The organism is Zobellia roscoffensis (assembly GCF_015330165.1).
In the GTDB taxonomy this organism is placed as follows: Bacteria; Bacteroidota; Bacteroidia; order Flavobacteriales; family Flavobacteriaceae; genus Zobellia; species Zobellia roscoffensis.
This window is the reverse complement of the sequence record NZ_JADDXT010000002.1, coordinates 319,370-333,030: the sequence shown is the minus strand read 5'-3', so window position 1 is coordinate 333,030 and position 13,661 is coordinate 319,370. Positions and strand designations below refer to the sequence as shown.

Annotated in this window: 11 protein-coding genes; 9 read left to right on the top strand and 2 right to left on the bottom strand. The window is 37.5% G+C overall.

The features are described 5' to 3' along the window. The first annotated feature begins 109 nt into the window (after nt 1-109). Together IWC72_RS01435 and IWC72_RS01430 are read left to right on the top strand one after the other, a co-directional pair. Nucleotides 110-1,570 (top strand): hypothetical protein, encoded by a 1,461-nt coding sequence (locus tag IWC72_RS01435; RefSeq protein ID WP_194528587.1) that lies wholly within the window; start codon nt 110-112, stop codon nt 1,568-1,570. Between the two features lie 105 nt (nt 1,571-1,675). Next, nucleotides 1,676-2,797 (top strand): OmpA family protein, encoded by a 1,122-nt coding sequence (locus IWC72_RS01430; protein ID WP_226979460.1) that lies wholly within the window; start codon nt 1,676-1,678, stop codon nt 2,795-2,797. A gap of 3 nt (nt 2,798-2,800) precedes the next feature. Here the strand turns inward: IWC72_RS01430 and IWC72_RS01425 are convergent, their stop codons facing one another. Further along, on the bottom strand, nt 2,801-3,589 hold the full coding sequence (locus tag IWC72_RS01425) for an NIPSNAP family protein (protein ID WP_194528586.1): 789 nt from the start codon (nt 3,587-3,589) through the stop codon (nt 2,801-2,803). A gap of 162 nt (nt 3,590-3,751) precedes the next feature. On the opposite strand from IWC72_RS01425, the gene IWC72_RS01420 reads away from it, so the two are divergent. The 3 genes from IWC72_RS01420 (at nt 3,752) to IWC72_RS01410 (ending at nt 6,747) form a co-directional block, all read left to right on the top strand. After that, nucleotides 3,752-4,519, top strand: a complete 768-nt coding sequence (locus IWC72_RS01420) for an NYN domain-containing protein (protein WP_194528584.1) — start codon at nt 3,752-3,754, stop codon at nt 4,517-4,519. Nucleotides 4,520-4,607: 88 nt separating this feature from the next. After that, a complete protein-coding gene (locus IWC72_RS01415) occupies nt 4,608-5,033 on the top strand; it encodes a hypothetical protein (protein ID WP_194524481.1) in 426 nt (141 codons plus the stop codon). A gap of 97 nt (nt 5,034-5,130) precedes the next feature. Then, nucleotides 5,131-6,747, top strand: coding sequence for an amidohydrolase (locus IWC72_RS01410; protein ID WP_194528582.1), 1,617 nt, complete (start codon nt 5,131-5,133; stop codon nt 6,745-6,747). A gap of 74 nt (nt 6,748-6,821) precedes the next feature. Here IWC72_RS01410 and IWC72_RS01405 read toward each other — a convergent pair whose 3' ends face one another. Beyond that, nucleotides 6,822-7,370 (bottom strand): DUF2911 domain-containing protein, encoded by a 549-nt coding sequence (locus IWC72_RS01405; RefSeq protein ID WP_194524479.1) that lies wholly within the window; start codon nt 7,368-7,370, stop codon nt 6,822-6,824. A 239-nt stretch (nt 7,371-7,609) separates the two neighbouring features. On the opposite strand from IWC72_RS01405, the gene asnB reads away from it, so the two are divergent. From asnB to IWC72_RS01385, 4 genes are all read left to right on the top strand, one after another. After that, nucleotides 7,610-9,274, top strand: a complete 1,665-nt coding sequence (gene asnB, locus IWC72_RS01400; RefSeq protein WP_194528580.1) for an asparagine synthase B — start codon at nt 7,610-7,612, stop codon at nt 9,272-9,274. A gap of 357 nt (nt 9,275-9,631) precedes the next feature. Further along, nucleotides 9,632-11,584 (top strand): DNA topoisomerase (ATP-hydrolyzing) subunit B, encoded by a 1,953-nt coding sequence (gyrB, locus tag IWC72_RS01395; RefSeq protein WP_194524477.1) that lies wholly within the window; start codon nt 9,632-9,634, stop codon nt 11,582-11,584. A gap of 86 nt (nt 11,585-11,670) precedes the next feature. Continuing rightward, nucleotides 11,671-12,435: a F0F1 ATP synthase subunit delta gene (locus IWC72_RS01390; RefSeq protein WP_194524476.1), complete on the top strand. Its 765-nt coding sequence runs from the start codon at nt 11,671-11,673 to the stop codon at nt 12,433-12,435. Between the two features lie 159 nt (nt 12,436-12,594). Then, nucleotides 12,595-13,557, top strand: coding sequence for a hypothetical protein (locus IWC72_RS01385; RefSeq protein WP_226967925.1), 963 nt, complete (start codon nt 12,595-12,597; stop codon nt 13,555-13,557). The last annotated feature ends 104 nt before the right edge of the window (nt 13,558-13,661 follow it).

The following is a 13,661-nucleotide window of genomic DNA, read 5'->3' as shown; positions in this document are numbered from 1 at the left end:
AATAAGTAAAGTGTATTCATCCGATTTTTGTTGGCTCTTGTCTATAGTTGATTAAGCCTTTAAGGTAGAATACCTATTTTTGTTGCTATTGCTATAAAGAAATTTCACCATGGTTCGTAATACCTTCAATAACTTGTTCAAGCAGAATACTAATTTTAGTTTTATTCGGAGCGTAAATGTAGGTCGCGCAGCTTTTATGGTTTCGATGATTTTACTTTCAGCTTGCGGTTCTGATGACTCCGGTACACCGGATACCGATGGCGACGGTATTTTTGACCAGCAAGAAGTAATGGACGGTACGAGCAAAAACAATCCTTGCGACCCAAAACAGGCTGCAGGTTATACTGGATATGATTCAGATAATACCATTTGGTTAGGAGCTGATTGCGATACGGACGGAGTTACCAATAGTGAAGAACTAGCTAATGGGACAGACCCATACGTAAATGAAACTAAAGACACGGACGGCGATGGTGTTCCAGATTTTCAAGAGGAAGCAAATGGTACGGATAAGGAAAACGCTTGTGACCCGGCTCAAGATGAGAATTATACAGGTTACAACGCGGCAAATACTATTTGGAAAAATGTAGATTGTGATGCTGACGGCGTTAATAATGGAGATGAAGTAGCAGCAGGTAGTAATCCATACTTGGATGATACCGTCTATGCTGTAGCTGAGTTTCTTCCCAATTTAGCAGACCTTAAAATATTTAGAGGTAGTCCTGCAGATTTAATTCCGAATACAACTTCACATGAATATAGTCTAAGTACACCTCTGTATACTGATTATGCACATAAATTCAGAACAATCTCCCTTCCTGAAGGAGGGCAAATGACATACAATGGAGAAGGCCTTATAGAGTTTCCTAACAATACGGTTATCAGTAAGACCTTCTTTTATTACAATGATGAGAGAGATAAGTCTCTTGGGAGGAGGCTAATTGAAACGCGTATACTTATAAAAACTAATGGCGCATGGAGCATGGGTAATTACCTTTGGAATGAAGCACAAACAGAAGCTGCTTTCAGTAATGAAGCACCTACGGTATTAATAAATTGGATTGATGAGTCAGGAAGCAATCAATCGGTTGGATATAAGGTACCCTTTACCGTAAACTGTACGCAGTGCCATAACGTGAACAATACAACTATTCCCATTGGGCCAAAAGCCAGAAACCTGAATTTTGTTTACAATGGTAAAAATCAACTTCAGAGTTTTATTGATAAGGGATTGCTTTTAGGTGCTCCTGCCATAGTAGAAATAGAACGCTTACCAGATTGGGCAGATAGTTCTTTTACTTTAGAAGAAAGGGCCAGGGCTTATATGGATGTGAATTGTGCAAGTTGTCATCAATCCGGTGGTTATCATAATTCAAATGAAGGTGTAAGACCGGATTTTAGATATGAGACTTCATATGTAGATAGTAATATTGAAGAATTTAAAGCTGATATTCATAATAGGGTTGATACAGACCCGGGATATGGTCCATCAATGCCACTTGTTGGAATTACAGAATTACATACAGAAGGTGTAGCCCTTATTCAAGCGTATATTGATTCTCTAGATTAGATTAATCTAACTTCTATTATTGAAGTTAGAAATGCTGCTAAAGCTAGAGCAAATTCTAGTATAGTTTTAAATTTTCTATTTTAGAGCGGTTTTAAACGCTCAGAAATGACCAAGTTTTCAATCGGGAGGATTCTTTTTCTTTTAATGGGAATGTTTTGTTCACTCTCTTTGAAATCGCAAAATCGTGTTGAAAATCCAAGTTTTGAATCTTATCTAAATTGCCCTGAGCGCTTGGGTAACTTCAGTACGGACGTAAAAGGTTGGTCAACACCAACAGAAGGTTCAACAGATTACTTTCATGGCTGTAGTGCCCAAATGGGTACACCGGAAAACTTTAATGGCTCACAACCGGCAGACTTCGGTCAGGGTTATGCCGGTCTTTATCTCTACGCGCCAGATGATTATAGGGAATATTTTCAGACCAAATTGCTTCGGCCTTTGCAAAAAGGAGTAAAGTATAGCGTTTCATTTTATGTAAGTTTAGCGGAACGTTCAGACTTTGCCATTAAAGAATTTGGAGTATTGTTTGCCAAGGATAAATTAAGCTTTCCTATTAAAAAGGAACTTTCTAAAAAACACCTCTATCAACAGAAATCCAATTCCTATAATTATTTGGAAATAGGCTATTCAAATTTCTATTCGGATACAAAAGATTGGATACCTGTGCATACCCAATTTGTAGCGAAGGGTACCGAACAATATTTAATTATCGGGAACTTTAAAAGTAATGCCAGAACCCGTCTTTTTAAAACAAAAAGGAATGCCAAGCAGGGAGCCTATTATTATGTGGATATGGTTGAGGTGTCAGAGGCAGAAAGTGACATTCCCAAACACAAAATTGTTGGTTCGGGTACGGAATCAAAAACGTTTCAGTTAGATAAAATTCATGTGTTTCAAGATGTTCTTTTTTCCTTTGATGAAGCCAAATTGTTGGAGACTTCAAAGAATGAACTTGCGGAGATCTATACGTACCTGTCGCAAAATAGAGCGTTGCATATTTCTATTTCTGGATATACGGATTCGGTGGGAAGTAAAAAATACAATCGGATGTTGTCTAAAAAAAGGGCAAAAGCAGTGGCTGAATACTTAATTGGGTTAGGTATAGATAAAGCACGTGTAGTTTGGAAGGGTCACGGAGGAGAAAACCCTATTGCGGATAATACTACGGCCGAAGGAAGAAAGCGAAATAGAAGGGTTGAATTTATGATAAGCAATTCAACCCTTTAGTTTTTAATAATCTGAATACGCGGTAGGGTAGAGTAACAGAATATCGGCCTTACTTACATTGTTTTGGTAATTGGGGTCAACTTTTAGTTTCAGCCATTTTGGAGCAGTTCTAAAGGCATCCCAGTGGGCATCTCTAGATTCCATGTTTTCAAAAGTAGTCATGTACATTAAATTGGGCATTCGGTCTCCGGATATTACTTCCGCATAAAAAACGGCATTAAAGCCTAGGGATTCAAAAAGTTCAACCTCTCCACCTATATTGAACATATCCACTTTATTCTGATAAATTGCTTCAGTAGCAGACTCGTAACTGCGTAGCTCGTAAACTCTATCTTTTCTTTTACTGGTAATTTTTGAGGCTTCCATTGTAGGCATTTCAGAAAATGCTTTCATTAAGGTAGAGCTGATACGCTCATACGGAGCATTGTCATGTTTTGCATTGATGTAGCTTGCTCCTGCTGAAATATAAGTTTTGTCTTGCGCTAGCATATGGTCCAGCTTCAAAAATTGGTCAAGAGAATTAAAAGGAATCAATACATATATTTTAAGTGCATCAATGTCATCTTTAGGAATGAGCTTAAACACCCCAACATTTTCCAGTCCAATTCTTTTTAAAGCAGGTAGGTAGGCGTCCTTTAAATACGTATCTACAACTTTTTCTTGATTTACGTCCTTTAGGGTATAGGTTTTTAATTGATAGAACTCTCGTTCTTTATCTTGTGCGTTCACGGAAAACACTAGACCGAAAATTAAAATAAGGGTAACGAAAGAACTTTGGATGGAATTTTTCATGAAGTTATATTGTTAGGAAAATCAAACTTAGCAAAGAACCTCTATAAAACCTAATAAAAACAAGGCTTAAGACGAATGTATGTATTGCTATACATTGTAGTTGTGCTCTTCTGTTTTTTTGGAAGAATCAACGTAACTTGCAACAAAGAAAATAGATTGAAGATGGATTTAAATCTTGCAGTACTTATAGATGGTGATAATATTCCATCTGCCTATGTTAAAGAAATGATGGAGGAAATTGCAAAATATGGTAATCCCACCATTAAGCGTATTTATGGAGATTGGACAAACCCTCGTCTTGGTAAGTGGAAAAATGTGCTTCTGGAAAATGCTATAACCCCCATTCAACAATACGGGTATACCCAGGGCAAAAACGCTACGGATTCTGCAATGATTATAGACGCTATGGATATTCTTTATTCAGGTAAGGTAAATGGTTTCTGTCTTGTAAGTAGTGATAGCGATTTTACACGTTTGGCCACACGTCTTCGTGAAGCCGGTATGCAAGTTTTTGGTATTGGAGAGAAAAAGACGCCCAATCCTTTTATTGTAGCCTGTGATAAGTTTATTTACATAGAAATTCTAAAAAAAGAAGACGAGGAGGAAGAAGATAGTCCGGTTAGCAATAAGAACGCAAAAGTTGCCAAAAATAATGTAGATCGGATTACAGCTAAAGATATTAGATTTATCGCCTCTACAATAGATGATGTTGCTGATGATGATGGATGGGCATTTTTGGGTGACGTAGGTAGTCTTTTGCAGAAAAAGCAACCTAATTTTGATTCTAGAAACTACGGTTTTCAGAAATTGACTCCACTTATAAGTTCAATAAAATCAATAGAGGTGGATCGCCGCGAGGATTCAAAAGGACGTAAAAAACTCGTTTACGTTAAAATGGCGGATATGCCAAAATCGCGCTCAACAAAATAATAAGCGTCTTCTGTTCGTTTTATATAAACGGCTTAATTTTTTTGATATAAAATAGGTCCAAAATTAATACGAATTAATCTGTTGACGCATGAAAATTTTCAAGAAGAATTCCATCGCCTTATCTACCGCTTTATTCCTTAGTATGACTGTGGGTTATACTGCTGCTGCTAATGTTTTGAATCTTGATGATTTAAATTGTTTGACAGTATCGACTGAGAGTGAATTATTGGGAAGTTGGGAATATTCGGCAGAAAATGCACCAAATCAGTATAAGTTAGGAGCATTGTCTATTTTTAAGGAAAACGGTGAAGACAATGTATTTGTTCAACTTGATGAAAAAGAAGTTTTAGGACAAAATGTTCGTTTACAAGGTAATACCATTAGTTTTGAAGTAACTCTAGAAGGTGTTCAGTTTTTAGTGAAATTATCTGCAAAAGGAGAAGCTTTAACGGGTACCTATACCTATGCAGACGGAACTTTTAGCATAAAAGGAGCGCGTGTGAAAATCATGTAATTTCTTGGATTTTAGAAAGTCTCTTTTTCTAAAAAGCTAGTAGTAAGACAATGGTACATTATTTATGTACTTTTGGAAATCTCCAATATTCCTTACTATGAAAAATATACTTCCTTTATTATTTTTGATTCTCACGGGTTGTGAACACCTGAAAGAAAAAGTAGACTTGGTAATTGTAAATGCCAATGTGTATACGGTTGACGAAGAATTTTCTAAAGCAGAAGCGTTTGCCGTTCAGGACGGGAAATTTATAGCCGTAGGCACTACTGAGGAAATCAGGGATAAATATACTTCAGACCATTTGGTAGATGCAGATGGGCGTACCATAACCCCAGGTCTTATAGATGCCCACTGTCACTTTTTTGGTTTAGGTCTTAAGCAGCAAGTGGTTGATCTTGTCGGAACCAAAAGCTTTGAAGAAGTTCTGGAGCGTGTTCAAGCTTTTCAAAATGAAAACCCCAAAGATTTTGTACTTGGAGAGGGTTGGGATCAAAATGATTGGGAAGTTAAAGAATATCCAACCCGTAAAGAACTAGATAAAATTTTTCCTGATACTCCCGTGGCTTTAAGTCGCGTAGATGGTCATGCTTTGCTAGTAAATAAGGCTGCATTGGATTTGGCAGGTATTGATTGGCGAACAAAAGTAGAGGGAGGAGAAATTGTAAAAGGTGCAATGGGTATTACCGGAGTACTGGTGGATAACCCAATGGATTTGGTGTATTCCAAAATTCCAATGCCAGATTTAGATGCTCAAGTGAAAGCACTAAAAGATGCCGAAAGAATTTGTTTGAATAATGGATTAACTACCGTTGATGACGCAGGATTAAATCGCGCTACTATAGAGCTTATAGATAGTTTGCAACAAACAGGAGAGCTTTCGATTAAGGTATATGCTATGGTTAGTAATATACCAGAAGACGTAGACTATTTTATCTACAAAGGACCCATAAAAACAGATAGGCTAAATGTTCGTTCTATAAAAGTATACGGAGATGGGGCACTCGGTTCCCGTGGAGCGGCATTAAAAAAACCATATGCTGATAAATGGGGTCATTATGGGGCCATGGTAACACCTGTAGATGAAATTGAAGATTTAGCACGCCGTTTGGCCATTTCCGAATATCAGATGAATACCCATGCTATTGGCGATTCTGCCAATGCAGTAGTACTGAGAACCTATCAAGAGGTATTAAAGGATAACCCAAACCGTAGGTGGAGAATAGAACATGCTCAGATAATTGATTCGTTAGATTTTGATTACTTTGGAAACGGAGTCATACCTTCCGTACAACCTACTCATGCTACTAGTGATATGTATTGGGCCGAAGACCGTTTGGGAAAAGATCGTATGAGTGGGGCGTATGCCTATAAAAAGCTTTTAGAAAAAGCTGGTACGCTTGCTTTGGGTACGGATTTTCCGGTGGAACAGGTAAGTCCGTTTTTAACATTTTATGCGGCCGTAACTAGAAAAGATGTTGAAGGGTATCCTGAAGGTGGTTTTCAAAAGCAAGATGCACTATCCAGGGAAGAAGCATTACGCGGTATGACTATTTGGGCTGCCTATTCTAACTTTGAGGAAGAGGAAAAGGGAAGTATAGAACAAGGGAAGTTCGCAGATTTTGTTATTTATGATAAGGATATGATGACGGTTCCCGCTGCAGAAATTCCTAGTATTATGGCAGAGCAAACCTTTATAAATGGAAAAACAAGGTAGTTGATAAAAGTTACTGTATAAAAAAACCGAAGCTTTAAAGCTTCGGTTTTTTTGTATTATAGTTTCAGGATATGTTACATTTTTGAAGCTGTGATTGGTACCGCAACTCTTGTTTTATCCCATCCCATTACCATTTCAAAACTGTCTCCAGCTTCTTTAAAGGCAATAGAAAATTCTTCTAGAGAAGTAGAATCTTCTGCGCTTGGTACGGTAACACGGGCAACATCTGCGGTTTCATCATAAGAATAAGCGCCCCATTGGTTCAGGTTTTTATTAAGAACAACGGTCCACTCGCCACTACTTGGTATAGTGAAAATAGAGTAAGTTCCGGCTTTAATTTGTTTTCCTCCAAAATCCACATCAGAGTAAAAAGTAATCTCGGCTGCTTCGTTAGCACCAGTACGCCATACTTTTCCTGCAGGGGCAAGTTCAGAAAGCGAACGTCCTTTCAACTGTGGACGGCTATAAATAATACGGGCAGTTTTTGAGGATACCTTGTAATCGTTTGGATAAGCGGCCATATCCATAGGGCTTTTATCCAACCCGCTAAATTTTTGTGCTAATGCATCGGTTGAAAAGGTCATGGCAACGGCCATCAAAGCAATAAAAAGTACTTTTTTCATAATTGTGTTTGTTTTGTGATAAAACTAGTTAGTATTGAAACTCAAATCTACTAAAAAGTCGTTAAATTTTATGCTACTTACAGAACGGCTGAATTTTAATCTAAAAAAATACAAATAGTGATGTATTGATGTTGAATCATATTTTAATGTTTCAAATTGAAATCATTATTGATGTTTATATTTGATAATTGAAAGTTTAGTCGCATTTTTGATTTCAAATTAGAAATAAACAAAGAGTTATGTGTGGAATTGTATGTGCATTTGATTTAAAAGAAAGTTCAGATGTTTTAAGACCTCAGTTATTAGAGATGTCTAAGAAAATACGTCACCGTGGTCCGGATTGGAGTGGGATATATGCAGATGAAAAAGCTATTTTGGCGCATGAGCGTCTGGCTATTGTTGACCCAGCTTCCGGTACACAGCCGTTATTTAGTGAAGATAAGAAATTGGTTTTGGCCGCTAATGGCGAAATCTATAACCATAGAGAGTTGCGTAAGCAATTTGACGGAAAATATAATTTTCAGACGGAATCTGATTGTGAAGTTATTTTAGCCCTTTACAAAGAAAAAGGAGCAGATTTCTTAGATGAGATGAACGGTATTTTTGGTTTTGCTATATATGATACCGAGAACGATTCTTATTTTGTGGCACGTGATCATATGGGTATCATTCCATTATATATTGGGTGGGATCAAAACGGAACATTCTATGTGGCTTCAGAATTGAAAGCTTTGGAAGGAACCTGTACTAAAATTCAACTTTTTCCTCCAGGACACTATTTAAGCAGTGAAGACGGGGAGTTCAAAAAATGGTATTCCAGAGATTGGATGGAGTATGATGCCGTTAAGGAAAACGAAACGAGCATTCAAGAAATCAAAGAAGCTTTAGAAGCGGCTGTACACCGTCAGTTAATGTCAGATGTACCTTATGGTGTTTTGCTTTCAGGAGGTTTGGATTCTTCTGTTACATCTGCGATAGCAAAGAAATATGCTCAAAAACGTATAGAATCAGGTGATACTACAGATGCATGGTGGCCTCAGTTGCACTCTTTCTCAGTAGGTCTTGAAGGTTCTCCGGATTTGGCTGCCGCTCAGAAAGTAGCGGATCATATCGGTACGGTGCACCATGAAATTAAATTTACGATTCAAGAAGGTCTAGATGCCATTAAAGATGTGGTGTACAATTTGGAGACGTATGATATTACTACCATTAGAGCTTCCACTCCTATGTATCTTATGGCAAGAGTTATCAAGTCGATGGGTATAAAAATGGTCCTTTCAGGAGAAGGAGCAGATGAGCTTTTTGGCGGCTACCTTTACTTTCACAAAGCACCAAATGCTCAGGAGTTTCATGAAGAGACCGTACGTAAATTAAGCAAACTACATATGTACGATTGCTTACGTGCAAACAAATCCTTAGCATCTTGGGGAATTGAAGGTCGTGTACCGTTCTTGGATAAAGAATTTATGGATGTTGCTATGCGCATCAACCCACAAGATAAAATGATCAATGGGGAGCGTATGGAGAAATGGGTAGTTCGTAAAGCTTTTGAAGATATGTTACCGGAAAGTGTGGCGTGGAGGCAGAAAGAACAGTTTTCTGACGGTGTAGGATACAGCTGGATCGATACTTTAAAAGAAGTTGTAAATACAGAAGTGTCTGATGAGCAATTGGCAAATGCCAAGTTTAGGTTCCCATTACAAACACCAACTTCAAAAGAAGAATTTTATTACCGTTCTATATTTGAATCTCATTTCCCATCAGATGCGGCAGCTTTATGTGTACCGCAAGAGGCATCTGTAGCGTGTAGTACACAGATAGCATTGGAGTGGGATGAAGCGTTCAAAAACATGAACGACCCTTCTGGTAGAGCTGTGGCAAACGTACACGATGATGCTTATTAGAATCGGTATTGATCTTATTTGTAATTAGCTAGAATTGACCTGTGGGGTATTAAAACCTGGCAGGTCTTTTTGTTTGCGTCCAGAATATTAATCATGTATGGATTTATCTGAGATTATAAATAAACGGTGCAATCTTAGAGGATGTAGGTTCATAAAAATTTTTAAATTGTATAGTTTGAATTTGAGTAGTTTAGGTTTTAAATGTCAGTAATTCAAGATGGTATTTTGTGTTTGAAATTTTCCACAATTTTTGTTGATAACTTAGAGGCATGACTATTCTCAAACCCCTATATTCCATGGGGTTTTGCGTATATTTGTGAGATTGCCAAAAATTAAGTCTAACAACTAGTTAATTTTATGAGCGAAGAAGCAAATAAAGAAGAAAACAAGAAACAATATTCAGCGGACAGTATCCAGGCCCTTGAAGGTATGGAACACGTGCGTATGCGCCCATCAATGTATATTGGTGATGTGGGCGTTAGAGGTCTTCACCACTTGGTATACGAGGTGGTAGATAACTCTATTGATGAAGCTATGGGTGGGCACTGTGATAATATCAGTGTCGTCATAAATGAAGATAACTCTATTACCACTCGTGATAATGGTAGGGGTATTCCTGTAGATTTACACAAAAAAGAAGGTATTTCTGCTCTTGAGGTAGTAATGACCAAAATTGGAGCCGGTGGTAAGTTTGATAAGGATTCCTATAAGGTATCCGGTGGACTTCACGGTGTTGGTGTTTCTGTAGTGAACGCACTTTCCGATAACCTAAAAGCAACCGTTTATAGAGACGGTAAGATTTGGGAGCAGGAATATGAGCGTGGAAAAGCAATGTATCCTGTTAAGAGTATTGGTGAGACCGATGAGAGAGGTACAATGGTTACTTTTCATCCAGATGACCAGATTTTTCAGCAAACTATAGAATATAGTTACGAAACTTTGGCGAACAGAATGCGTGAGCTTTCGTTCTTGAATAAAGGAGTGACTATTAGTATTACGGATAGAAGACAGAAAGATGATGACGGGGAGTTTGTTTCCGAAACTTTTTTCTCCAATGAAGGTCTTAAAGAATTTGTTAAGTTTCTTGATGGGAACCGTGAGCAGTTGATCAAGAGTGTAATCTCTATGGAAGGCGAGAAAAACGATATTCCGGTTGAGGTTGCCATGATTTATAATACGAGTTATACAGAAAATCTGCATTCGTATGTAAACAATATTAATACGCACGAAGGTGGTACACACCTTTCTGGTTTTAGAAGAGGTCTTACAAGTACTTTAAAAAAATACGCCGATGCCTCTGGAATGCTCGAAAAATTGAAGTTCGAGGTTCAAGGAGATGACTTTAGAGAAGGTCTTACGGCTATTGTTTCGGTAAAAGTGGCCGAACCGCAATTTGAGGGTCAAACTAAAACTAAATTGGGTAACAGGGAAGTTTCATCTGCGGTTTCGCAGGCGGTTTCAGAAATGTTAACTAACTATTTAGAGGAACATCCGGATGATGCCAAGATAATTGTACAGAAAGTAATTCTTGCCGCTCAAGCACGTCATGCAGCTACTAAAGCTCGTGAAATGGTACAGCGTAAGACGGTCATGAGTATTGGTGGTCTTCCTGGTAAATTGTCGGATTGTTCCGAACAAGATCCAGCGCAATGTGAGGTATTCCTTGTTGAGGGTGATTCTGCGGGTGGTACGGCCAAGATGGGTCGTGACCGTAAGTTTCAGGCAATTCTACCTTTACGTGGTAAGATTTTAAACGTTGAAAAAGCCATGCAACATAAGGTTTTTGAAAACGAGGAAATCAAGAATATTTATACTGCTTTGGGAGTTACTATTGGTACCGAGGAAGACAGTAAGGCATTGAATTTAGAAAAGTTACGTTATCACAAAGTAGTTATCATGTGTGATGCCGATGTTGATGGTAGTCACATTGAAACACTTATTCTTACTTTCTTTTTTAGATACATGCGCGAACTGATTGAAAGTGGTCACGTTTATATAGCTACACCACCTTTATATTTGGTTAAAAAAGGGCAGAAAAAGAGATATGCTTGGAGTGATAAAGAGCGCGATGAAATTGCAGATAGTTATAGTGGTGGTGTAAGTATTCAACGATATAAAGGTCTTGGTGAAATGAACGCTGAGCAATTGTGGGATACCACTATGAACCCTGAGTTTAGAACATTGCGTCAAATACAAATAGATAATGCAACCGAAACTGATCGGGTATTCTCTATGTTAATGGGTGATGAAGTTCCTCCAAGAAGAGAATTTATAGAGAAAAATGCTGTTTATGCGAACATTGATGCATAAGAAATAGTGTTTTCACAACAATTATTCGTCCGCCACTTGGCGGACGAACTATTTTAGGGGCAGTACAATAACCCAAAACCCCTATTATGAAAGTACAATTAGTATCAATGGTATTATTTATGTCCAGCGTTGTTTGTTTTGGACAAGAGGATTTAAAAGAACGTGAAAAACAAGCGGCATTTGACCCTGCTTATTCATCTTATTCTCGAAAAAAACCAGCTTATGTTACCCTTAAAGATGGCACTAAATTAGAAGCGGACATTAAAGATGTGGACCGTAAAAAAGGCCAAATTAATGAAATTAAGTTCATTAAGACAGATGGCAAGAAGGTTCGTGTTAAGGCAGATGAAATAGTAGATTTGTACATGGCTCCTTCTGGATTGGAAAAATTAAATAACCAAGGTAATTTCATGAACGATGCTACTAAATGGGGTAAAACTGATGCCTCTAAGTACATGAACAAGGGGTATACCATGTATACGAACCAAATGGTTTCTTTGAAAAACAAAAAGAAGGAAGCTGAGTATTTAATGCAGGTCGTTAATCCTAAGTATAGTCAGTTTATTGAAGTATATTCAGATCCATGGGCTAAACAAACTGCTAGTTTTGGAGTAGGTGGAATGAAATTAGCAGGAGGTATTGCTAAATCATACTACATTAAGAAAGGTGATGAAAAAGTTTTATGGTTGACTAAAAAAGATTTTGATGAGCATTTTGAATCCTTGTTTATGGACAATGATAAGTTTAAAGCCAAGTACGGTGGGGAAAAGTTCAAATGGAGTTTGTTAGGTGTGTATATATTAGATTACACGGAATTTCTTTTAGAAGATACGGTATCCAACTCTAAGTAATTAGAACAGTAATAATAGTACAAGGACCGCAGTCATTTATGATTGCGGTCTTTTCTTTTGTTAAGTTGTCAAAAATTTAAATATTTATTAATCTACAATTCATATCATCCTTGTTTCTTTTGTTCTTTATTTACACCCTAATTTTAAAATCAACTTGTATTGGATTTTTCGGTCATAGTAATGTACTTGGGCTTTATATTGGCTGCGTACTCGGTTATCGGTAATGATACCATACAAACCTTAGGTACTTTTTTAAGTTCAAACGAAAGAAAAAAATGGTGGGTGTTGTGGCTTTTTGCTGGTGGTATACTGGCAGCGACGCTAATTTTTGGATATATCTCGCATAACGGAGATGTTTCTTATGGTAGATTGGTAAAATATCCTATGCCGGAACCATTTGCTTGGTACTATTTACTGCCGCCTATTATTCTTATGTTGTTGACTCGTACGGGTATTCCTGTGAGTACATCTTTTTTGATTCTCACGTTTTTCAATGAAAAGAATCTTTCCGATATGGTAGTTAAATCGCTTTCTGGATATGCAGTGGCATTTACAGCGGCTATTTTGCTTTATTTGGGCATCTCAAAATTGGTTGAGAAAAAGTTTATTGAAAACCCTATTACAAGCCAGCAGGAACGTCTTTGGACAATCTTGCAGTGGTGTTCTACCGGTTTTCTTTGGTCACAATGGTTGATTCAGGATTTTGCTAATATCTATGTCTATTTGCCACGGCAACTAGATATTTATTCAATGGTATTCTCCTTGGTAGTTATCTTGGGTTTGCTTGCATATATTATCGCTTCTAAGGGTGGCGCCATTCAAAGTATAATTAAATCAAAAACTAATACTGTAGATATTCGGTCCGCTACTATAATTGATTTTGTTTATGGTGTGGTGCTCTTTTATTTTAAAGAGATGAACAACGTTCCTATGAGTACAACTTGGGTGTTTATAGGTGTGCTTGCAGGTAGAGAAATAGCATTAAACTATATGCTTAGAAAAAATGAACCAAGAACAAAAATGTTCAAGTCTTTAGGTATGGATTTGGTTAAAGTTGTGGTGGGGCTAGTTGTAAGTATAGCGCTGGTGTTCGCTGTTAAGTTTTTGGCAACTTCTATTTAGTGAATGGCTTTGTCATAAAATAGAGTTGTTCTAACTTTAGGTGCGATGTTGCTGTTGGCCCCTTGTGTTAAAACAATACCATTTAGTTAAACTATAGTTGAATT

Coding starts and splice junctions, on each gene's coding strand:
- IWC72_RS01390 (WP_194524476.1), top strand. CDS start 11,671: ATGAAAGTACAATTAGTATCAATGGTATTATTTATGTCCAGCGTTGTT.
- gyrB (WP_194524477.1), top strand. CDS start 9,632: ATGAGCGAAGAAGCAAATAAAGAAGAAAACAAGAAACAATATTCAGCG.
- IWC72_RS01415 (WP_194524481.1), top strand. CDS start 4,608: ATGAAAATTTTCAAGAAGAATTCCATCGCCTTATCTACCGCTTTATTC.
- IWC72_RS01435 (WP_194528587.1), top strand. CDS start 110: ATGGTTCGTAATACCTTCAATAACTTGTTCAAGCAGAATACTAATTTT.
- IWC72_RS01410 (WP_194528582.1), top strand. CDS start 5,131: ATGAAAAATATACTTCCTTTATTATTTTTGATTCTCACGGGTTGTGAA.
- asnB (WP_194528580.1), top strand. CDS start 7,610: ATGTGTGGAATTGTATGTGCATTTGATTTAAAAGAAAGTTCAGATGTT.
- IWC72_RS01430 (WP_226979460.1), top strand. CDS start 1,676: ATGACCAAGTTTTCAATCGGGAGGATTCTTTTTCTTTTAATGGGAATG.
- IWC72_RS01425 (WP_194528586.1), bottom strand. CDS start 3,589: ATGAAAAATTCCATCCAAAGTTCTTTCGTTACCCTTATTTTAATTTTC.
- IWC72_RS01405 (WP_194524479.1), bottom strand. CDS start 7,370: ATGAAAAAAGTACTTTTTATTGCTTTGATGGCCGTTGCCATGACCTTT.
- IWC72_RS01420 (WP_194528584.1), top strand. CDS start 3,752: ATGGATTTAAATCTTGCAGTACTTATAGATGGTGATAATATTCCATCT.